This is a genomic window from Ruegeria sp. HKCCD9138 (genome assembly GCF_057220975.1).
The window spans coordinates 58,688-80,603 of sequence record NZ_JBWVAZ010000006.1 but is presented as its reverse complement, the minus strand read 5'-3'; the positions used below and the strand labels follow the sequence as shown (position 1 = coordinate 80,603).

At 56.8% G+C, this 21,916-nt stretch carries 19 protein-coding genes; 14 read left to right on the top strand and 5 right to left on the bottom strand.

Annotated features, from left to right (window positions below; translation table 11 throughout):
• The first annotated feature begins 131 nt into the window (after positions 1-131).
• From AC2TEL_RS12245 to nqrF, 6 genes are read left to right on the top strand one after another with little or no spacing between them, the layout of a single operon-like run.
• Positions 132-1,475, top strand: coding sequence for a Na(+)-translocating NADH-quinone reductase subunit A (locus AC2TEL_RS12245; RefSeq protein WP_480862291.1), 1,344 nt, complete (start codon positions 132-134; stop codon positions 1,473-1,475).
• Between the two features lie 5 nt (positions 1,476-1,480).
• Complete coding sequence (locus AC2TEL_RS12240) at positions 1,481-2,689, top strand: NADH:ubiquinone reductase (Na(+)-transporting) subunit B (protein ID WP_480841830.1); 1,209 nt, start codon at positions 1,481-1,483, stop codon at positions 2,687-2,689.
• Positions 2,682-3,497 carry a Na(+)-translocating NADH-quinone reductase subunit C gene (locus AC2TEL_RS12235; protein ID WP_480862289.1) on the top strand — a complete coding sequence of 272 codons (816 nt, stop codon included), beginning with the start codon at positions 2,682-2,684 and terminating at the stop codon, positions 3,495-3,497. The genes AC2TEL_RS12240 and AC2TEL_RS12235 overlap by 8 nt, the downstream gene beginning before the upstream one ends.
• Positions 3,497-4,150 carry an NADH:ubiquinone reductase (Na(+)-transporting) subunit D gene (locus tag AC2TEL_RS12230; RefSeq protein ID WP_171615090.1) on the top strand — a complete coding sequence of 218 codons (654 nt, stop codon included), beginning with the start codon at positions 3,497-3,499 and terminating at the stop codon, positions 4,148-4,150. Before AC2TEL_RS12235 ends, AC2TEL_RS12230 begins: the two co-directional genes overlap by 1 nt.
• Positions 4,150-4,758, top strand: a complete 609-nt coding sequence (gene nqrE, locus AC2TEL_RS12225; protein ID WP_170480069.1) for an NADH:ubiquinone reductase (Na(+)-transporting) subunit E — start codon at positions 4,150-4,152, stop codon at positions 4,756-4,758. The genes AC2TEL_RS12230 and nqrE overlap by 1 nt, the downstream gene beginning before the upstream one ends.
• Positions 4,759-4,768: 10 nt before the next feature.
• Positions 4,769-5,992, top strand: a complete 1,224-nt coding sequence (gene nqrF / locus AC2TEL_RS12220; RefSeq protein WP_480862287.1) for an NADH:ubiquinone reductase (Na(+)-transporting) subunit F — start codon at positions 4,769-4,771, stop codon at positions 5,990-5,992.
• 76 nt (positions 5,993-6,068) lie between these two features.
• On the opposite strand, the gene AC2TEL_RS12215 is transcribed toward nqrF, so the two are convergent.
• Positions 6,069-7,082: an NAD-dependent epimerase/dehydratase family protein gene (locus AC2TEL_RS12215; RefSeq protein WP_480862285.1), complete on the bottom strand. Its 1,014-nt coding sequence runs from the start codon at positions 7,080-7,082 to the stop codon at positions 6,069-6,071.
• A gap of 342 nt (positions 7,083-7,424) precedes the next feature.
• On the opposite strand from AC2TEL_RS12215, the gene AC2TEL_RS12210 reads away from it, so the two are divergent.
• The gene (locus AC2TEL_RS12210) at positions 7,425-8,183 is read left to right on the top strand and encodes a metallophosphoesterase family protein (RefSeq protein ID WP_480904248.1); all 759 of its coding nucleotides are present in this window, start codon (positions 7,425-7,427) and stop codon (positions 8,181-8,183) included.
• 365 nt (positions 8,184-8,548) lie between these two features.
• Here the strand turns inward: AC2TEL_RS12210 and AC2TEL_RS12205 are convergent, their stop codons facing one another.
• The gene (locus AC2TEL_RS12205; RefSeq protein WP_480904246.1) at positions 8,549-9,073 is read right to left on the bottom strand and encodes a CBS domain-containing protein; all 525 of its coding nucleotides are present in this window, start codon (positions 9,071-9,073) and stop codon (positions 8,549-8,551) included.
• Between the two features lie 375 nt (positions 9,074-9,448).
• Between AC2TEL_RS12205 and AC2TEL_RS12200 the strand changes: the two genes are divergently transcribed.
• The 5 genes from AC2TEL_RS12200 to AC2TEL_RS12180 all read left to right on the top strand — a co-directional run bounded on the left by AC2TEL_RS12200 (position 9,449) and on the right by AC2TEL_RS12180 (position 14,830).
• Positions 9,449-10,474: an FAD:protein FMN transferase gene (locus AC2TEL_RS12200; RefSeq protein WP_480862279.1), complete on the top strand. Its 1,026-nt coding sequence runs from the start codon at positions 9,449-9,451 to the stop codon at positions 10,472-10,474.
• A 15-nt stretch (positions 10,475-10,489) separates the two neighbouring features.
• Positions 10,490-10,720 (top strand): (Na+)-NQR maturation NqrM, encoded by a 231-nt coding sequence (gene nqrM / locus AC2TEL_RS12195; protein WP_480841817.1) that lies wholly within the window; start codon positions 10,490-10,492, stop codon positions 10,718-10,720.
• Between the two features lie 112 nt (positions 10,721-10,832).
• A complete protein-coding gene (gene gpmI / locus AC2TEL_RS12190) occupies positions 10,833-12,350 on the top strand; it encodes a 2,3-bisphosphoglycerate-independent phosphoglycerate mutase (RefSeq protein WP_480904243.1) in 1,518 nt (505 codons plus the stop codon).
• On the top strand, positions 12,347-13,480 hold the full coding sequence (locus AC2TEL_RS12185; RefSeq protein WP_480841813.1) for a murein hydrolase activator EnvC family protein: 1,134 nt from the start codon (positions 12,347-12,349) through the stop codon (positions 13,478-13,480). The genes gpmI and AC2TEL_RS12185 overlap by 4 nt, the downstream gene beginning before the upstream one ends.
• Positions 13,481-13,486: 6 nt before the next feature.
• Entirely contained in the window at positions 13,487-14,830 is a 1,344-nt protein-coding gene (locus AC2TEL_RS12180; protein WP_480841811.1) for a S41 family peptidase, read from the top strand.
• 52 nt (positions 14,831-14,882) lie between these two features.
• On the opposite strand, the gene AC2TEL_RS12175 is transcribed toward AC2TEL_RS12180, so the two are convergent.
• The 3 genes from AC2TEL_RS12175 to AC2TEL_RS12165 all read right to left on the bottom strand — a co-directional run bounded on the left by AC2TEL_RS12175 (position 14,883) and on the right by AC2TEL_RS12165 (position 17,640).
• Entirely contained in the window at positions 14,883-16,409 is a 1,527-nt protein-coding gene (locus AC2TEL_RS12175; protein ID WP_480862271.1) for an MFS transporter, read from the bottom strand.
• 98 nt (positions 16,410-16,507) lie between these two features.
• Complete coding sequence (locus AC2TEL_RS12170; RefSeq protein ID WP_480904240.1) at positions 16,508-16,867, bottom strand: hypothetical protein; 360 nt, start codon at positions 16,865-16,867, stop codon at positions 16,508-16,510.
• 11 nt (positions 16,868-16,878) lie between these two features.
• Positions 16,879-17,640 carry a DUF6478 family protein gene (locus AC2TEL_RS12165; RefSeq protein WP_480904238.1) on the bottom strand — a complete coding sequence of 254 codons (762 nt, stop codon included), beginning with the start codon at positions 17,638-17,640 and terminating at the stop codon, positions 16,879-16,881.
• A 244-nt stretch (positions 17,641-17,884) separates the two neighbouring features.
• Between AC2TEL_RS12165 and AC2TEL_RS12160 the strand changes: the two genes are divergently transcribed.
• Together AC2TEL_RS12160 and AC2TEL_RS12155 are read left to right on the top strand one after the other, a co-directional pair.
• Positions 17,885-20,974, top strand: a complete 3,090-nt coding sequence (locus tag AC2TEL_RS12160; protein ID WP_480862267.1) for an ABC transporter transmembrane domain-containing protein — start codon at positions 17,885-17,887, stop codon at positions 20,972-20,974.
• Positions 20,964-21,863 carry a CPBP family intramembrane glutamic endopeptidase gene (locus AC2TEL_RS12155; RefSeq protein ID WP_480862265.1) on the top strand — a complete coding sequence of 300 codons (900 nt, stop codon included), beginning with the start codon at positions 20,964-20,966 and terminating at the stop codon, positions 21,861-21,863. Before AC2TEL_RS12160 ends, AC2TEL_RS12155 begins: the two co-directional genes overlap by 11 nt.
• The last annotated feature ends 53 nt before the right edge of the window (positions 21,864-21,916 follow it).

Sequence of the window (21,916 nt, the reverse complement as noted above, 5' to 3'; positions counted from 1 at the left end):
ACGCCTACGGATTTTGGACGGTTTTCGCCGCTTTTGCGACCGTTGCCGAAAAAAGCCAAGCTATTGGATGACCCCTAACGGGACGTCGCAATCAGCGGGCGCAGGAAAAAAGCTTGGAAGAACGTAGCCACATGCAAACTTTCAAACTGAAAAAAGGGTTGGACCTGCCGATAGAAGGCGCACCCGATCAGACCATCCAGCCAGGACCGGAGTTTTCCACGGTGGCCGTATTGGGCGGTGATTACATCGGCCTGAAACCCCGGATGCTGGTGCAGGAAGGCGACGAGGTTCAGCGCGGCACTCCGCTGTTCTGTCACAAGGATGCGCCGGACGCTATGATGGTCGCGCCCCTTACCGGCAAGGTCGTCGCGATCAATCGCGGCGCCCGCCGCGTGTTGCAAAGCGTTGTGATCGAAGTTTCCGACGCCAATGACCCAGGCGTCGATTTCTCGGGCACCGGCGATGCGGGCAGTGCCGAAGGCGTTACCGCAAAACTCTGTGCCGCCGGTTTGTGGACGGCTTTCCGGACCCGACCGTACTCGAAAATGCCGGAACCCGGTAGTAAACCAGCTTCGATCTTCGTCACTGCCATGGACACCGATCCGCTGGCGCCTGATGCAGCCCTGATTATCGCTGATGCCGGTGAGGCATTCGCAGCGGGTCTAGCTGCCGTGTCGCAATTGACGGATGGCAAGACCTATCTCTGCCAGAAGGACGGTGCCGCGATCCTCGGCGCCGATCTGCCGGGTGTCGAAACAGCCGGGTTTTCCGGCCCTCATCCTGCAGGGCTGGCAGGTACGCATATCCATTTTCTTGAGCCTCTGGCCGGGGATAAGCAGGTCTGGACCGTCGGCTATCAGGACGTAGTCGCCATTGGTCGCCTGATGCAATCCGGGCATCTGGATCCGAACATCGTGATCGGCCTGACAGGGCCGGGTGCCCGGCAGCCGCGCCTGATCCGAACCGTTATGGGGGCCTCGACCGAGGATCTGACCCGTCATGAGGTCAATATTGACGGGGCGGCGCGCATTATTTCGGGATCGGTCCTGTCCGGGCAGCATGCGGAAGGACCGACCGCGTATTTGGGGCGTTTTGCGCGCCAGATCACCATCATTCGCGAGGACCCCGACCAGATCCCGATGGGCTGGATTCGTCCGATGCCATCGAAATACGCCGTGCAGCCGGTTCTGGGCTCGGCCTTTGCCAAGAAACTGTTTGCTTTCACCAGTAACCTGAATGGTGGCCGCCGGGCGATGGTGCCCACCGGCACGTTCGAGGAGCTGATGCCGCAGGATTACCTGCCGACGCAGTTGCTGCGCGCGCTGCTGGTGATGGACACCGACACCGCACAGGCGCTGGGTGCGCTGGAGTTGGACGAAGAGGATCTGGGCCTTGTCGGCTTTGCCTGCCCGGCGAAATATGAATACGGGTTGGCGCTGCGCGACTGCCTGACCAAGATTGAAAAGGAGGGCTGATCCGAATGGGTTTGCGCAACTTCTTTGACCGGATCGAGCCGAACTTTACCAAGGGCGGCAAGTACGAGAAGTTTTTCCCCATCTACGAGATGGTGGAAAGTTTCATCTATACTCCGAAAACCGTAACCACTGTCGCCCCCCACGCGCGGTCTTATGTGGATATGAAGCGGATCATGACTTACGTCGTGATCGCGACGATCCCCTGTATCTTGTGGGGGATGTGGAACACCGGCTATCAGGCCAATTCGGCCATTGCCACGCTGGGTCCGGACTCGGCCACCGGCTGGCGGATCGCCCTTTTGCAGTTGTTCGGCATTTCTCTGGACCCGTCCAGTATCTTTGCAAACGTGGTGCACGGGTTGCTGTACTTTCTGCCGATCTACATAGTCACGCTTGTCGCAGGCGGTATCTTCGAGGTTATCTTTGCCACCGTGCGCGGCCATGAAGTGAACGAGGGTTTTCTTGTTACCTCAATGCTTTACACGCTGATTATGCCTGCGACCACGCCCCTGTGGCAGGTCGCTTTGGGCATCATCTTCGGGGTAGTGATCGGCAAAGAGGTGTTCGGCGGCACCGGCAAGAACTTCCTCAATCCCGCGCTTGTGGGTCGTGCCTTTCTGTATTTCGCCTATCCGGCACAAATGTCGGGCGATGCGATATGGACACCTGTTGACGGATTCTCGGGCGCAACCGCACTGGCTGTTTCGGCAGCAGATGGATATCAGGCGCTGGCCGCCGACGGCATCACATGGTGGAACGCCTTCTATGGTACCATTCAGGGCAGCTTTGGTGAGACCTCGACATTGGCCTGTATCATCGGCCTTGCCTTCCTGCTGATCACCAAGATTGCCAACTATCGCCTGATCGTCGGCTGTCTGGCCGGGACAATCGTGTTTACCTGGCTGCTGAACCTGATCGGATCAGATACCAACCCGATGTTCGCGATGCCTTGGTACTGGCATGTTGTATTGGGTGGTTACGCCTTTGGTCTGGCTTTCATGGTGACTGAACCGGTTTCCGCCAGCCACACCAACATGGGCCGCTACATCTACGGCGCGCTGATCGGTGTCATGGTTGTGTTGATCCGTGTGGTGAACCCGGCCTTCCCCGAAGGCATGATGCTGGCCATTCTGTTCGGCAACGTCTTCGCACCGCTGATCGACTATTTCGTCGTGCAGGCAAACATCAAACGGAGGGCGCGTCGCCATGTCTGATACGCAATCCCCGGAACCCAAAGGCGCGATTGCCAAGTTTCTGGCGGCTTCGCCGGATTCCGTCGGCAAGACGATCTTTATCGCCGTCGCCGTCTGCCTTGTCGCGTCGATGATCGTGTCCGCCGCTGCGGTCAGCCTGCGCCCGGTGCAGGAGGCCAACGCGCTAAAGGACAAGCAGGTCAACGTATTGCAGGTGGCCGGTGTCTATGAACCCGGCATCGACGTAACCGAAGCCTTCGCAGCGTTCGAGCCACACGTATTGGAACTGACCACTGGCGAATTCGTCGATGACCAATTCGACCCGGCGACGTTCGACGATATTGCCGCAGCCAGCGATCCTGAGCTGAGCGTGGCACTCGATGATGATCCAGCGGGCATTGGCCGCAAGTCCAAGTACCGCGTGATCTATCTGCTGCGCGACGACGCTGGTGATCTGGACAAAGTGATCCTGCCACTGCACGGCTATGGCCTGTGGTCCACGCTATATGGCTTTATCGCGCTGGAAAACAACGGCAACGATATCTTCGGCCTGCAGTTCTATCAGCATGGCGAAACCCCCGGCCTTGGGGCCGAGGTGGACAACCCGCGCTGGAAAGCACTGTGGAGCGGAAAGAAACTGCGTGACGATGCCGGCGATCTTCAGATTACCGTCGCCAAATCGCAACCCGCCGCCGGACCCGAATTCTATGTCGATGCGTTGGCCGGCGCCACGCTGACCTCGGTCGGTGTCGATAACCTGGTGAAATTCTGGATGGGCGACGCGGGCTACGCTCCGTTCCTGGCCAAACTGCAAGCAGGAGAATTCTGATGTCTCAGACCAAGAAAGAGATGCTGGTCGACCCGCTTGTCGACAACAACCCGATCACGCTGCAGGTGTTGGGCATCTGTTCGGCGCTTGCGGTGACCTCTTCGCTGCAAGTGTCCATCGTGATGGCGCTGGCAGTGATCTTTGTGACCTCGTTCTCGTCCTTCTTCATCTCGTGCCTGCGCAACCAGATCCCGGGTTCGATCCGGATCATCGTGCAGATGGTGATCATCGCCTCGCTGGTGATCCTGGTGGATCAGATTCTCAAGGCCTACGCTTTTGAGATTTCGAAAACCCTCTCGGTCTTCGTTGGCCTGATCATCACCAACTGTATCGTGATGGGACGCGCCGAGGCGTTTGCGATGAAGAACCCACCGGTTGCGTCGTTTATCGACGGCATGGGCAACGGAATGGGCTACGGCCTGATCCTGCTGCTGGTCGGCTTTATTCGCGAATTGTTCGGAGCGGGATCCCTGTTCGGTGTGACAATCCTCGAGACCGTGAACAATGGCGGCTGGTACGTGCCCAACGGCATGCTGCTGCTGCCGCCCTCGGCGTTTTTCATCATCGGTCTGATCATCTGGGCATTCCGCACATGGAAGCCGAACCAGGTGGAAGAGCGTGAATACAAAATCCAGCAGGTAGAGGCGCACTGATGGAAGGGCTCATCTCTCTGGCCGTAAAGGCCATCTTTGTTGAAAACCTTGCGCTCAGCTTCTTCCTCGGCATGTGTACATTCATCGCCGTGTCCAAGAAGATTTCGACCGCGCTGGGTCTGGGTATCTCGGTGATGCTGGTGCAGGCGATCACTGTGCCGACCAACAATCTGCTGCTGAACTACCTGTTGAAACCGGGTGCGTTGGCATGGGCCGGCTTCCCCGATGTGGACCTGACCTTCCTTGGCCTGATCTCGTATATCGGCGTGATCGCAGCGATGGTTCAGATACTCGAGATGATCCTGGATAAGTATTTCCCGCCGCTCTACAACGCGCTGGGGATCTTCCTGCCGCTGATCACGGTGAACTGCGCCATCCTGGGTGGTTCGCTGTTTATGGTGGAGCGCGACTATAACTTTGCCGAAGCCGCGACCTATGGTCTGTCTTCCGGCTTTGGCTGGGCGCTGGCAATCACCGCGATGGCGGGCGTTCGGGAAAAGCTGAAATACTCGGACATTCCCGATGGCCTTCAGGGTCTGGGGATCACCTTCATCACCGCGGGACTGATGGCGATGGCCTTCATGTCCTTCTCGGGCGTGAAACTGTAAGGAGGGGCCGATGGAAACGTTTAGCTTAGGCGTCATCCTTTTCACGCTGATCGTTCTGGCATTGGTGGCGATCATCATGGCCGCCCGGTCCAAACTGGTGTCGACCGGAAACGTCAACATCACCATCAACGGTGAGAAAACAATTTCGGTTCCTGCAGGCGGCAAGTTGCTTCAGACGCTTGCGGCCGAGAAACTCTTTGTCCCGTCCGCCTGCGGCGGTGGTGGCACTTGCGCCCAATGCCGTGTTCGGGTGCACTCGGGTGGCGGCTCGATCCTGCCGACCGAGGAAAGCCATATCACCAAGCGCGAGGCCGCCTGTGGCGACCGCCTGTCCTGTCAGGTGGCGGTCAAGCAGGATATGAACATCGAAGTTCCCGAAGAGGTCTTCGGCGTCAAGAAGTGGGAATGCACCGTTCGTTCGAACGAGAACGTGGCGACCTTCATCAAGGCGCTGACGCTGGACCTGCCTGAAGGCGAAGACGTCAACTTTCGCGCCGGTGGCTACATCCAGATCGAAGCGCCTGCACACCAGCTGGCCTATACCGATTTCGATGTCGAAGAGGAGTACCGCGAAGATTGGGATCGCTTCAATCTGTGGCAATACAAGTCCATGGTGAACGAACCGATCGAGCGTGCCTATTCGATGGCCAACTATCCGGACGAAAAGGGCATGATTATGCTAAACGTCCGGGTCGCTTCACCGCCTCCGGGCTCGGAAGGTATCCCGCCGGGCCAGATGTCCTCGTATATCTTCAACCTGAAACCGGGTGACAAGGTCACGATCTCGGGTCCGTTCGGTGAGTTCTTCGCACGCGAGACCAACAAAGAGATGGTCTTCATCGGCGGCGGTGCCGGCATGGCGCCGATGCGCAGCCACATCTTCGACCAGCTCAAGCGTTTGAAGAACAAGGATCGCAAGATCACCTTCTGGTACGGTGCGCGTTCCAAGAAAGAGATGTTCTTTGTCGAGGACTTCGACCAGCTTGCCGCGGAATTCCCGAATTTCGAATGGCATGTCGCGTTGTCCGACGCGCAGCCCGAGGATGACTGGAAAGGTTACACCGGCTTCATCCACAATGTTCTGTACGAGGAATACCTCAAGAACCACCCGGCGCCGGAAGACTGCGAATACTACATGTGCGGCCCGCCAATCATGAACCAGTCGGTCATCAACATGTTGCTGGATCTGGGCGTGGATCGCGAAGACATCATGCTCGACGATTTTGGCGGATAAGAAAAAAGGAACCGGCACATAAAGCGCCGGTTTTCTTTTTGGGGTGAGGGGCCGGAAGGTCCGGTTTCGAACGTCGTCACTTGCCGTAATAGTCGCGATACCATTTGACGAATTCGTTAATACCGTCCTTGAACGCAGTTTGCGGCCGGTACCCTGTCAGTCGTTGCAACAGGCTGTTATCGGCCCAGGTTGCCGGTACGTCACCCAACTGCATCGGCATATAGTTCCGGATGGCTTTCTGACCCACCGCATCTTCGATGGCTTCGATGAAATCCATCAGGCGCACCTTGTCGCCATTGCCGATATTGACGACGCGATAGGGCGCGACCGGGGACAGGCTGTCGCCTTCCTCAATTTCATCGCTGCTGGCCGGCCGGACCGGGGGAACTTCCATCAACAACCGGATGCCGCGTACAAGGTCTTCCACATGAGTGAAATCGCGAAACATGTCGCCGTGATTGTAGATGTCTATTGGGCGGCCATCCAATATCGCCGCCACAAATTTGAAATAGGCCAGGTCAGGCCGGCCCCAGGTGCCGTAGACCGTGAAGAACCGGAACATGGTTGTCGGAAGGTCCCAAAGATGGGCATAGGAATGGCCCATCGCCTCATTCGCCTTTTTGGTCGCGGCATAGATGGTCAGCTGGTTGTCGACTTTCTGCACTTCGGTAAAGGGCATATCTTCGCTGGCGCCATAGATGGAAGAAGTCGAGGCCATCAGCAGGTGATCCACCTTATGTTGTCGGGCAATCTCCATAACGTTGAAGGTGCCCACGACATTCGAGTCGATATAGCTGCGCGGGTGTTCAAGGCTGTAGCGTACTCCGGCCTGTGCGGCCAAGTGAACGATCACTTCGGGCTGAAACTCCTCGGCCACCTGCATCAGGCGCTCGTGGTTTTCCAGCAGGTCTTCGGTGGCGGTGAAGCCGGGTTTTTGCAACAGCATCTGATGGCGGCGCTGTTTGAGTGCGACATCGTAATAGTCCGTCATTCCGTCGTAGCCATGCACACGGTACCCTTCTGACAGCAGCAGCTCGGCAAGGTGAAACCCGATAAATCCCGCTGAACCAGTGACCAGAACTCGTTTCATGTAACCCTCGGATGCATAACTTACTCTTGGTTCTCAGGGATACTTTCCCTTGAGCAAGGTCAAGAGGTTTTCCCAGTTTGTCAGCCATTCGCCAGATCCACAGCGGCGCTTGGTGACCTTTCTGCGTTTTCGTCAACGGGTTCGGAGTCCCCGTAGAGCCACATATGAACCCACCATTCTGAACGACTTGTTCCGCATCACCAACGGTCGGGATTGAGTTGGCAAGCCAAACGTTATGCTTGACTGAACGAGGTTTGCCCGAAATCTGCGCAACGGACGGTACACGCCGAGCCCCAGGGGACAATTGCCCCGGGATGCGCACCAAGGTACTGATCAAATCTAATGAGACTGACTTGGTTCAAAAAACTGTTCGGTAAACCGGCACCAGAAAGTGAGGAATTGTCGGCGCTTGCGCCTGACGAGCGGTTTTTTGCAATTGGCGACATTCATGGGCGGTTTGACCTTCTTCAATCGCTTCTGGACCGTTTGGATCCCGGGTGCCCTCTTGTCTTTGTCGGAGATTACATCGATCGCGGGAACCAAAGTGCGCAAGTTCTTCGGTTCCTGCATAACCTCGACACGCAAACCGATCGGCGGATCGTCTGTCTCATGGGAAACCATGAGGAAATGATGCTGCAATTTCTGAATACGCCCGAATACAGCAGCCGATTGTGGCTGAGAAACGGGGGGGTGCAAACCCTGGCATCCTTTGGTGTGACAGGGATCGACGAGGCGCTGGACGACGAAGAATTCGTCGATGTTGCAGCCCGGTTGCGACAGGCAATGGGGGGCACGCTTTTGACTTGGGTCCAAAAGCGCCCGCTGATTTGGACCAGCGGCAATGTAACGGCGGTTCACGCGGCCCTTGATCCGGCCCGTCCCATTGAGAACCAGCACAGGCAAACATGCCTATGGGGTCGACGCCAGTTTTCGCAGATCCGACGCAGCGACGGACAATGGGTGGTTCACGGCCATACCATCGTCGCGGACCTAAGTGCTGCAAACGGCGTCATTTCCATCGACACGGGCGCGTTCGCGACCGGACGTCTGACAGCGGTCGAAATTTCCGTCGGTAACGCTCGGTTCATTTCAACAGGCTGATGAACGGTTGTAGTGGCCAGTTGTCATTCAAAACGCCAAGCGTTGGGTGATGGGCCGCAAACCGCGAGAACGCGAAATCCATGAGATTTGGACCTGAATGTGCAATAGCGTGTCAGCCGTATGTGCTTTCCACGCAGATTCAGGCCTCGACAGATCACCGGATGCCGGGTCATCTGTCTCAAGCCCAATTCTGTGCGAGGATGGCCTGAGAACCAATTTGCCAAGAAACGATCGTTTCGTCTGGTACTGCACGATGCATCGGTGATCGCGCAGGCTGGTGTTGCGATTTATTTGACCGATGCTGTATTTGGCACCAGGACAATGCCTGGAGCGCGTAGTCTCAGCTCCTTGGAGCCCGAGGTTAACTAGCCAACGATCATCTGCTTCATTCTAAGGGCTTCATATTCCAGCTCTTTCAGCCGGAAATGCACCACGTCGCCTATGGTTATTATTCCACGCAAATGGCCATCACTGAGCACCGGCATGTGGCGGAAACGTCCTTCGGTCATGGTTTTCAGTACGTCCATCAGCCGATCCTCGGGGGCGCAGGTATGCACCTCGTGCGTCATGAGGTCTTCGACCGATTGCGGCAGGGTTTGCCCCGGCGTGTCTGCCATGCGCCGCACGATGTCGCGCTCCGACAAAATGCCCTGCAGTGCGCCATTCTGATCTGTCACGACAACGGCACCGATACGTTTTTCCTTCAAAATATCCACGACAGCATGAATTGTGTCGTTTGGCCGAACGGCAAAAACCGCATCCCCCTTGCCTTCCAGAAGCCTGGCCACGGTTGACTGTGTCTGCGACAAATTCGACTCGACGGTTTGGCTGCGGGTGGCGGGCTCGCCCTTGTCGCCGCGTGTCGGGGGCTGGTAAGAGCTTGGGGCCATTGGCGGTCTCCTCTTTCACAGAATTTGGCTGTCTGGTTCACCTTAGCGCAGGGACAAACTCTGTATAGGGTGCAAATTCATAAACTGGCGCAACTCCGCCACTTTACAAGGAAATCCGGCCACGTGAGCCAGTTGTATCTCACCCCTCCCATAGCCGCTTTGATCTTTTTCGGCGTCGTGATCTGTGGGCACAATTTTCGGAAGCTGTGGAAACAGCAGCCTCCTGGATGGCAGAAGCGTGCATGGCTGTTCGGAGTTCCGGCGGCCCTCGGACTACTTGTACTCGGGTTCGTGCCGTTGAAACTCTAGGCCGGTTTGACTCTGATTGGGGCCGCTGGCATATGCCGGGCACGGTTTTTTCCAGGAGAACGCCCAATGCGCCTTTTGACGGCTCTGGCCTATGCACTTTTTGTTTCTGGCTGCCTGTTCGACAAAGAACCCGATGTCGTGCGCCTGTCGGGTGAGACGATGGGAACAACCTTCAATATCACCGCTATTGGAGATGATCTGGACGAAACCGCGCTTGGAACCGCCGTGCAGGACACGCTGGCGCGCGTTAATGCAAAGATGTCCAACTGGGATCCGAATTCCGAGGTTTCGACATTCTCAGCCTCAAAAGACACGGGCCCGATTGCGGTTTCCGACGAATTCGCGCTGGTGATCGAAGCGGCGAACGACGTGCATGCCAAAAGCAACGGAACATTCGACATTACGCTTGGCCCGCTCATCGAGCTGTGGGGGTTTGGCCCGCGCAAGCCCGAAGATCCGGTTCCGGCCGAGGTCGATATACGCACGGCCTTGGAATCGGTGGGGCAGGCGCGTCTGCTGAATCTCGACCGTGAGGCCGGCACCCTGACGAAATCCGATCCGGCCGTTGGCATCAACCTGTCGGCTATCGCCAAGGGCTATGGCATTGATGCAGTGGCGGCTGCCCTGCAAGAAGCCGGGGTCGAGAATTACATGGTCGAGATCGGTGGTGATCTGGTTGCCAAGGGCGAAAACGAAAAAGGCGAAAGCTGGCGTATTGGCGTGGAAAAACCCGAAACCGGCTCACAAAGCATTCAGTTGATTGTGCCACTGGACGATTTGGGCATGGCCACCTCGGGCGACTACAAGAATTTCTTCGAACAGGATGGCATTCGGTATTCGCATATCATTGACCCAACCACTGGCCGTCCGATCACCCACAGGACAACCTCAGTCACGGTTCTGGCGGAAGATGCAATGCTGGCTGACGCGTGGGCGACGGCGATGCTGGCGTTGGGGCAGGAAAAAGGGTTGGAACTGGCCGAAGAGCATGATCTTGCCGTGTTCTTCATCTCGCGAGATGTCAATGCTGGAGATGATGCCTATATCACGGTACAAAGCAGCGCATTCAGTGATACACTGGGATCGAACTGAGGGGCGGATACCGAGATGAGCACCTTTATTCTGGCATTCATCCTTTTGCTGATCATTGTGGTCGGTATGTCCTTGGGTGTGCTGTTGATGGGCAAAACCATCAAGGGCAGCTGCGGTGGTTTGAACGCGATTTCCGGCGCCGACAAATGCGTGGTCTGTAAAAAGGACATCGATCCCGACAGTCCCCTGCGCGATCAGTTGCAATGCAAACGCGCCAAGAAGATACTGCAGCAGATGGAAAGCTAAGGCTGGGGCTGCCAGACCAGCCACACAATTCCTCTCCGATTGCCCGAAAGGCGGTTCACGCCAAGGCGGGCAGGGGGTAGAAGATGGCCAAGAGCAGTAACCGGAGTCCCCAATGACCGCGCCCAAGCCAGTTGTTTTGTGCATTCTCGATGGTTGGGGCCTGTCGGATGACACCGCGGCCAACGCGCCCTTTCTGGCAAATACGCCGACTTTTGACGCGATCATGGCCAATGGGCCGCATGCGACACTGATCACCCACGGGCCCGATGTGGGTCTGCCCAGCGGGCAAATGGGGAATTCCGAAGTCGGGCACACCAATATCGGCGCTGGTCGCGTGGTGGCGATGGATCTCGGACAAATCGACCTGGCAATCGAGGACGGGACGTTCTTTGACAATGCGGCCCTGAAGGAATTCATCGCTAAGGTGAAAGCCGCGGGAGGTACCGCGCATCTTATGGGTCTGGTCTCGGACGGTGGTGTCCACGGGCATCTGAACCACATTGTTGCAGCGGCCAATGCCATTGACGACGCAGGCGTTCCGGTTGTTTTGCACGCGATCACCGATGGGCGCGATGTGGCTCCGAAATCTGCATTTTCCTACATTGCGGAACTGGAAGACCGCTTGCCTGAAGGCGCGCGGGTTGTCACGGTCAGCGGACGCTATTTCGCAATGGATCGCGACAATCGGTGGGAGAGGGTGTCAGAAGCCTACAATGCCATTGTCAAAGGGCAGGGGCGTGTGGTTCCGAACGCTCATTCCGCAGTCGATCACGCCTACGACCAGTCCGAGACCGATGAGTTCATTACCCCGAGCGTTCTGGATGGTTACCACGGCCTATTGGATGGCGACGGGTTCTTCTGCCTCAATTTCCGCGCTGACCGCGCCCGTGAAATACTGCGCGCCATTGGTGAGCCTGGGTTTGCCGAATTCGACACGGGTGCGCACCCACACCTGTCGGCCTTGCTGGGCATGGTTGAATACTCTGACGATCACAATGCCTATATGACGACTGTGTTTCCCAAACGCGACATCGTCAACACTCTGGGCGAGTGGGTTGCGAAACAGGGTCTTCGTCAATTCAGGCTCGCCGAGACCGAAAAATATCCGCACGTCACCTTTTTTCTGAACGGCGGCAAGGAAACACCTGAAATAGGTGAAGACCGTTATATGCCCAAATCGCCGAAAGTGGCGACATATGATCTGCAGCCCGAGATGTCGTCGGCCGAGGTCACGGCTAAGTTTGTCGAGGCGATTGGGGAAGGATATGATCTGATCGTCACCAACTATGCCAACCCGGACATGGTTGGGCATACCGGTGATCTGCAGGCCGCCATCAGAGCTTGCGAGGCGGTGGATAAGGGTCTGGCCCAGGTGGTTGCCGCCCTGCAAAAGGCTGGCGGCGCGATGATCGTTACCGCGGATCACGGCAATTGCGAGGTCATGGTGGACCCTGATACGGGGGGTCCCCATACGGCGCATACTTTGAATCCGGTACCTGTCGCTTTGGTCGGCGGGCCAGAGGGTGCGCGCTTGCGGGACGGTCGCCTGTCCGATCTGGCACCCACTTTGTTGGCACTGATGGGTCTGCCCAAACCGCCGGAAATGAACGGGGAAAGTCTGCTGACATGAGGGTAACGGCCGCTGCCGTAGCTTTGTTTCTCTGGGCGGTTCCCGCTCAGGCTCAAAGTGACCCGTCTCAGGCGGCTTTGGAAGCTGCGCGGATGCTGGAAAAAGCTTCGATCGCATTGACCGAGGCCGACAGCGCCCGGGATCGAGTGCGCGCCCTGACAGAAACGATCCAGGCATTCGAGGCCGGACTGACAGTCATGCGGGACGGTTTGCGAAAGGCAACCCTGCGCGAAGCGCAACTCAGCGCCGAACTGAGGGCCAGCGAAAAGGACATTGCGCAGTTGCTGGGCGTACTTCAAACGATCGAAACGACCGCGCCACCTGTATTGATGTTGCACCCGTCCGGGCCATTGGGTGCAGCGCGTACAGGGATGATGCTATCTGAAGTCACGCCCGGTCTGTCTGCGCAGGCACAGGCGCTGTCAAATGATCTGAACGAAGTCAAAACCCTGCGCCAGTTGCAGCAAAGCGCCGCAAAGACCCTGACTGAGGGCCTGACCGGTGTTCAGGACGCCCGTACTCGCTTAAGCGAAGCCATAGCGGATCGGACTGACCTTCCACGCCGCTTTGTGGAAGATCCGGTGCGCACGGCAATCCTGATCTCTTCCACGGAAACGCTCGATGGGTTTGCAAGCGGATTGTCAGAGATTTCAGCCGGTGAGATAATCGAGTCGCACGCCAGCGTTTCAGACAGAAAGGGCGGCATATCGCTGCCGGTACAGGGCGTGTTGCTGCATAGGGCCGGGGAAACGGACGCCGCGGGCGTCACGCGGCCCGGACTTCTTCTTGGCACACGCCCGCGGGCGTTGGTTACCACGCCAACAGCGGCGACCATCCGATACCGCGGCCCGTTGCTGGATCTGGGCAATCTTGTGATCCTCGAGCCTCAACCGGGTTTGTTGTTTGTGTTCTCGGGCCTGCAGGAGGTCTATGGTCAGGCCGGAGAGGTGATTCCCGAAGGCACTCCGGTGGGCCTGATGCCCGGAGAGACACCCGGAATCGGCGCAATTATGTCAACAAGCGGTGATGGCACTGGAACTGATCGGTCAGAAACGCTCTATATAGAGGTAAGACAAGATAACACTCCCGTTGACCCGGAAGCGTGGTTTCAGACGGATAGGAATGGATAGACGAGTATGAAAAGATTTCTGATCGCCGGAATAGCCGGGACCTTGGCAGGGATGATCGCAACAACTCAGATCGCGGGACCGTTGCTTGCGCAGGAGGCTGAAAACAAGGCCAGCGTCTATGAACAACTGGATCTGTTCGGAGACATCTTCGAACGCATACGCGCCCAATACGTTGAAGAGGTAGAGCCGGAAGAACTGATCGAAGCCGCAATTGATGGCATGCTGACCTCGTTGGACCCGCATTCCAGCTATTTGTCGCCTGATGATGCCGAGCAGATGCGCGTGCAGACTCGCGGCGAGTTTGGCGGTCTGGGTATCGAGGTCACACAGGAAGAGGGCTATGTCAAAGTCGTCTCTCCCATCGATGACACGCCAGCAGACGCCGCGGGGATCGAAGCGGGTGATTTCATCACGCATGTGGATGGCGAGAGCATTCTGGGTTTGACGCTGGACAAGGCGGTGGAACTGATGCGCGGGCCGGTCGGGTCCGAGATCGTGATCACCGTCGTGCGCGAAGGTGAACAGGAACCTTTCGATATCACCATCATCCGAGACACAATCAAGCTGACTGCTGTTCGGGCCCGCACCGAAGGTACCAGCGTTGTCTTGCGTGTGACCACTTTCAACGACCAGACCTTTCCCAATCTGGAATCCGGGCTTGAGGAACAGATTGAAGAGGCCGGCGGCATCGAAAACGTCAATGGGATCGTACTGGACCTGAGAAACAACCCGGGCGGTTTGCTGACACAGGCAATCAAAGTGTCCGATGCCTTCCTGAATGAGGGCGAGATTGTCTCGACCCGTGGTCGCGATCCCCAGGATGGCGAGCGTTTCAACGCAACACCCGGCGATCTGGCTGAAGGCAAACCTATTGTGGTTCTAATCAACGGAGGTTCGGCTTCGGCCTCGGAAATCGTTGCCGGTGCGCTTCAGGATCACCACCGGGCCATCGTTGTGGGCACTAAGAGTTTTGGCAAGGGATCGGTCCAGACAGTCATGCCCCTGCGCGGCGATGGAGCCATGCGGCTTACCACGTCGCGGTACTACACTCCGTCTGGCCGCTCGATTCAGGCATTGGGTGTCAGCCCCGACATTATCGTCGAACAACCGCGCCCCGCGCCTGCAAACGAAGAGGAAGACGAGTCGAATGCCCGCACCCGCTCCGAGGCGCAACTGCGGGGCAGCCTGAATAATGACAGCCTCAGCGACGATGAAATTCGTCAGATCGAAGAAGATCGTGCCAAAGCGGAAAAAACCGCCGAATTGCGCAAAGAGGATTATCAACTGGCTTATGCCATCGACATCCTGAAAGGGTTGGCGGCAATGAATCCTACCGGGCCCTCGCAGTAACCGGGAACACGATCAGGGGGCCGCAGCATGAAGCGGCCCTTTTTTTTGGCGTTCAGCCTTCGACTTTGTGCAATTTCTTTTCGTCCAACATCAACGCCAGTACGATCCCGAACGCGACCGAAAATGCGGCAAAGACAAAAGCCATGTTCATGCCGGTATCAAATGCGGCCGCGATTGCAGTTTTGACTTTTTCAGCCTCGGCTGAACTCAGTTTCTGCATGACTACCTGCGCCGAAGCCGTGTCCAGTGTACCGCCGTTTATGGTTTTCTGATCGGCTTCGGACATCTTTATGCCAGCTTCACTGAGCAGATTGCGAAGACTGGACAGGCTGGCGACATACATGATGGCAGTAGCGCACGCGACCGAGATTGCACCGTATACCAGATGCGTCATGAAGCTGAGGCCGCCTACCAGTCCTGCACGCTCGGGCTTTACAGCACAAACCGCTGCAGTGCCCGACGGACCCACAGTAAGGGTTGCGCCAAGCCCGATCAGCGCCATGCCCGGCAGGATCTGGAAATAGCCCAGACTTTCCGGCATCACCACAATGCTTGCCGCGCCCACGGTGGCGCAAATATAGCCCCAAAACAGCAGGCGTTTGGGGCCGAAGTCATTGTACAATGTACCTGAGATGATGGACCCGACAGCCAGCAATACCGTCAACGGCGCAAGCCCTAAGGCGGACTGAAAAACCGACCAGCCAAGCACCTTTTGCATGTATTGTGGAAAATAAAGCAGCGCAACGAAGGCCGCTGAAACGTTGAACATATTCAGCCCCAGCGTGATCAGAAATTCTCGGTTCTGCATCAGTTGAGGCAGCAGCAGCGGTTCCTTTACCCGCTTTTCGACCCTTGGGAATAGAACGAAGAGAACCGCGCTGACGAAGAACAACAGGAGCAACGGAACAGAGGTCCATCCCCAATCCGCGCCAACATCCAGGCCGTAGAGCAACAGCAAAACCGCAAAGGACAGAACGCCCAATCCGGCGAAATCGATATGCTCGCCCTGCTTGTGCTGAGTTTCCTTTTCCATCAGCAGGACCGCTGTCGTTATCGAGATGCTCGAAAACACGACATTCGCCAGAAAGAAAAACCGCCAGTCACCGAAGTCGACAGCCGCGCCGCTGATCATCGGGCCGAAGACATTGCCGGTGGTCACGCCTGCAAGGATCAGCCCCATCACCATCGCCCGGTGTTCAGGTTTGGACACTTTGGTCGCGCCAAAAGCCAGTGTGCAGGGCCAGACGCATCCCGCGCCGATCCCCTGCAACGCACGGGCACCGATCAGATAGTCCAGCCCCGGCGACACAAAGCAAAGAATCGAAGCAAACAGAAAGATCGAAAGACCGATGATCATCACTTTGCGATGTCCGTACATGTCGCCAAGGCGTCCACCGGTAACCATCGTCATCGCAAAGAACAGCGCGTAGATGTTCAGCACCCATTGCGTACTGGTGATATCCGCATCAAAGCTGTTCTCAATGGCCGGGACCAGCATCAGCGCGCCCGTGAAATCGATGCCGATGCCAAATGCCGTCACCATCAGAGTGATGACCTTTACGATGCTCGTGCGGTCCATTGGGTTACCCCGCTTGATCCCGATCCTTTAATGATGCACGGAAAATGCGGAAATAACAGGAAAATTCCTTCTGGGCCGTCACTGATACCCCAAAGTGTTCACCGATCCTGGCTTTGCATTCGACGGAAAGCGCGTTTCAGCATGTCCAGCTCGGCGCGCAACAGGGCGACCTCGGCTTGCAGGTCATCCGCTGCAGGAGACCCGGCAATTACTGAAAAGGACTCCAGTTTCTGACCCGAGGTGGCATCGCAGATAACAAAGGTATGAATGCCTTCGGACAAGGCCGAAACCGGAACGGGAAAGCGCAAATTCCACCCGTCGCTGACTGGCGCGACCTCAATGCCCGGAATCGTTTCGCTGTGGCACAGAACCTCAATCACTGGGGTTTTTGGGCTGGACAGATGTCCTTCCCAAATACCGTTTTCGAACCGGGTCGGGGTCAATGTGATATCGGCCATGGGTTTTCCATTTACATGTCCGCCCGGTGATGGCGACAGAAGGTCAGATCGCGCAGGACTATCCGGTTCATGGTTGGCCGGTCAAGGATCAGGTCCAGCCAGACTTTTTCAATCCTGCGCTCGTTGATGTTCAGGTGCGCGAGATCAAAATCCACCGAAACGTCTGGGTTGGTCATTTCCAGTTCCCTCAGGACCTGCTCGGTGTTGGGCCCGTGCTGGATGTTTAGCCGGGCAAAACCTCCGGTGGGTCGTTCGGCCTCGATGACCGCATCGACCCGCATCAGGTGTTGCCGGGTCAATCCCGCCGCGGCTTCGGTCGGCAACTCGATGGACAGGGACAAAAAAGTCCCCTGAAACTCGAATGCTTCAAGCGCTAGACTGAAAGGCGCCAGATCCTTGTCCCTTCGGTTCCGGATTTGCCGCACGGCAATCTCTGCCAGGTCACAATCGTGAAACAGTGTCGCTTGCCCGTCCATCGCTGCCTTGCGCGAAGCCGACGCTATGCCCGGTCGGGCCAAAGGCCCACGCCAAAGATCCGGGCGCCAGGACCAATCCGTGCCCAGGGGTTTGGGAAATTGCGTTGAACCGATCATTGGACGAAGCAACCGACCATCTGCCTTCTGGATCAAACGATCCAGTTGTACCCGCAGCACCCGAGCCGCATCGCGCTGACGACGCAGCGTGGGCAATGCGGCCTTGTCTGCCTGTTGCCCCGCCAGGCGCCAGCGTGAAAGAACCTTATGGTTCAAGAAACGGTCCAGAAGTCTGCCCATGCTGTTATCGTCCGTAATTGATCCTCTTTAGTCAAAGATCAGGCGCGGGTTAAACCCGTCTTGATAAATTACTTTCGGAAAATGCCTGAATTGTGAATGGGTCGGATACCAGCGCAGGTATTTTGCGGATTTCTCATAGCCCGCATTCTTGCAATAGGGTGATACGCGGCTTACCGTCTGCGCTCTGGTCGTAGGCATACTCACATGGTGCCGCAGGTCAACGAAACAGGCGATAAGGCAGGGCATGGAACCCACCCTATTTTCATTCATCTGGAAGTACTCAAAAAAACAGCAACTGGTCCTCTTGGTGCTGACCGTGCTGTCTTTCCCGTTTCTGTACGCCTCGCTGGAGTTGCCAAAGCAGATTATCAATGATGCGATTGGTGCGCCTACCAACACGGTAACCATATTCGGATGGACCGTAACTCAGGTTCAGTACCTGATGATCCTTTGCTTTGCCTTTCTGGCTACCGTGATTGCCAGCGGCCTCATGAAAATGCGCATCAATACGATGAAAGGTGTGCTGGCCGAACGCATGCTGCGCCGCCTGCGGTTCACACTGATCAGCCGGTCCATGCGCTTTCCTAAGTCCTATTTTGCCACCACCAGCCAGGGCGAACTTGTCTCGATGATCACCTCCGAGGCGGAACCGATGGGGGGGCTGATGGGCGACGCCATCGCGCAGCCGGTGTTCCAGTTCGGCCAGATGATGACCATTGTCACGTTTCTGTTCATGCAAAGTGTGTGGTTCGGCCTCGCCAGTATCGCACTGATCCCTCTCCAAGCATGGCTGATCCCCAAGTTGCAACGTCAGATCAACTTGCTGAACAAGGACCGCATTCAGGAAGTCCGGCGGCTGAGCTCTGAAATCGGGGAAAGTGCCGCGGGCATCAGCGATCTGCGCACCAATGGTGGATGGCGCTATCGTCTGGCCCAGTTCAGCCACCGGTTGGGCACCTTGTTTGAGATCCGGTACAAGATCTACAACAAGAAATTTTTCATGAAATTTCTGAACAACCTGATCACTCAGATAACCCCGTTCCTATTCTATTCGGTGGGCGGTTATCTGGCGATCACGGGTGAAGTAACGGTGGGCGCCCTGGTGGCCGCGCTGGGGGCCTACAAGGATCTGAGTGGTCCGTGGAAAGACCTGTTGACCTACTACAACCAGGTTCAGGATATGTCCCTTCGGTGGGAGATCGTCACCGAACGCTTCGCCCCTTCGAACATGATCCCGGAAGAGCTTTTTGACGGCGAGCCCGAGACCATTCCCCGTCTGACCGGCGAAATCGAACTGCGCAATGTGACCGTGCGGGATGATGACGGCAAGACGATCCTGGAAGACATCGATCTGACCATCCCACAGGGTGCGCGTGTGGCCATTCAATCCACGCATGCGTCCGAACGCAGTGCTCTGGCACAGCTGCTGACGCGCGAGTTGATGCCGGCGCAGGGCGAGGTCATCATGGCCGGCCATAACCTCAACGACCTGCATCAAAAGGTAATCGCAGCCCGCATCGGTTACGCCTATTCCCGGCCGTATCTGTTTGACGGTACGCTGGGTGATAACCTGCTGATGCCGCTGCGCACCCATCCGCACCACGAAGATGATGCCTTAAAAGTCCCTTCGCGGCGTCAGATCGAAGCCGTGCGCTCCGGAAACTCACCCGATTCACTAAGCGAAGAATGGGTCGATCCGGGGTTGGCCGGACTGGAGGATATTGAGGATATCCGCGACTGGTGGTTCAAACTGGTCGAAGCGATGGGAATTGACGAGTTCATGTTCCGTCGCACCCTGCGGTCGCAGTTTGACCCTGATCTGCATCCGGTTCTGGCGCAGGAAATCGTAAACCTCCGAGGCATCGTGGCTGATCGTCTGCGGGAAAAAGGTTTGGACAAATACGTTTACAGATTTGATCCCGCTGCCTTTAACCCTGCGGTTCCTTTGGGTGGAAATCTTTTGTTTTCGGCCCCGTCCCATGACATTTCTCCGGATTTGCTGGCCGGGGACGGGCGTTTCTTGTCTTTGCTGACCGCGCACGGGCTGGACGATGATGCGCTTGGCATTTCCGAAGCTGTCCTGGAAACGCTGAACCAGACCTTTGGACGCGATGGTGCTGACCATCCGCTTTTCCTGCGGCTGGGTTTGTCAAAGGATATGTTTCACCGCCTTCTGGACATCTGGGAGCGGCGCAGGACAAAGGGTGAGGCCGACCTTAGTGACAAAGACCGCGCGTTGCTGCTGACCGTGCCTTTCATGCTGACAGCCGAACAGATCGGACCGAGTTTCCCGGAGGAGTACAAAGAAAAAATTCTGGCCATTCGCCAAAACCAGGCCGAAGACCTGAGAAACGCCATGGGCGGGATGTTCGTTCCCGTTTCGCCAGAAGCCTATCTGCCGCGCCTGACTGCGCTCGAAAATGCGTTGTATGGGCGGGTTTCCATAATGGCTGGTTCGCATGCCGAAGCAATCGAAGACCTTGTCGCCGAAGTCATGAACGAGGCTGGGCTTCGTCGACGTGCAGCCGCTATCATCTATGATCTGCCGTCAGGTCTGGGTGGCAACAACCTTCCGACGGTGTTTCAGGAACGTGCCTCGTTCTCGCGGGCCGGAATCAAACGCCCCGATGTCCTGATTCTCGACAAGGCGCTGGCCAGTCACGATTCTGAAAGCCGCCTGCGCACGCGACTAAAGCTGCGGGAATTGCTGCCAGATTCCATCATGATCTTCATGGAAGATCACTTTGCCCATCCCGAAGCCTATGACCTGTTCGTAGAAATCAAGGACGGCCGCATCGACGGTGTTTCGCGCACGCGGATCGAGACCGACGACAGCGGCTCGGATGATCTGAGCCGCAAACTCAAGATTATATCGTCTACCGAGCTCTTCTCGCGCCTGGACGGTCGAAACCAGAGATTGCTGGCGTTTTCTGCCCAATGGTACGAAGCCGCCGCCGATCAAATCATCTTTGCGCGTGGTCAGGCCCCGGACGCTGCCTATCTCTGCATCTCGGGCGAGGCAAATCTGTATTGGCAAGGTCAGGATGGTCAAAAACGACTGATATCCACAGTCGAACCTGGCCGCCTAATTGGCGATCTCGCGATCATTACGGGTGAGATGCGCCAAATGGACTTGGTTGCCACCACAAACTGCACCTTCCTCAGGATCGGGGCCGAGGAACTGCGGGCGGTTATTGAAAGTGATGCGACTGTGGCGATGCAATTGCTCGAAACCGTTGCGGGATACCTGACGCTCCTTGCAGAACGGGTGCGCGAATCAAATATGCCTGTTGGAGAAGAGACACAGATTTCGGAGTCTCAAGATGCTGGCTGACCGGACAGGAAGGGTATACGCCAGCCACGAGCAGCTGGTCGCGGACGCCCGACATTACCCGGAAATCTGGCGTCTGGTCGTCGGTTTGGTGGTCGTTACAGTCATCATACTTGCCATGAACGCCGTGCTGTTCATTACCGTTGCAAGTCTTGGTCCTCCGGACTGGGTCGCGGATTTTCTGAACGGCGCGACACCGATTTCTCTGCTTGTTGTTCTTTTCAGCTTTGCCTTTGCGACGCTCGGAGTTGGCATCGCCGCCTGGCAACTGCAGCATCGGACGCTTGGTTCCATCGTCGGAGACCGTATCGAAGCCTTTTGGCAGTTCTGGCGGGTACTGCGGGCCTTGATTCTGCTGGGAGCTGTCCTGCTGATCCTACCCCCTTATGATATGGGGGCTCCCCTGGTGCCCAACTTGTCATGGTCCATGTGGTTGGTGCTGTTACCCCTGTCGATCCCCGCCGTTCTGGTTCAGACCAGCGCCGAGGAAATCCTGTTTCGCGGTTACATTCAGCAAAGCCTGGCGGCCCGGTTCCGGTCGCCGCTGATCTGGATGGTGCTGCCTTCGGCCTTGTTTGCCCTTGGGCATCACACACCTATCGCAGCCGGCGACAATGCGTTTCTGATCACCGCCTGGGCCTGCATCTTTGGTCTGCTGTCAGCCGATCTGACGGCTCGTTCCGGCACGTTGGGGCCCGCGATTGCATTGCATTTTTTCAATAATTTCTCGGCTCTTCTTCTGATTTCCATACCTGACAGCCTCAGCGGGCTGGCATTGTATCATTTGCCGTACACCATGTCGGATACCGGTATCGTCCGGCAATGGCTGTATGTGGATTTCGCCATCATGATTGTGGGTTGGATGACGGCAAGACTTGCGCTCAGGCGTTGATTGCAATTCCTTCCGTTGCGTCTTATTTGACGTCAACGCCGTATTAGCAAGGT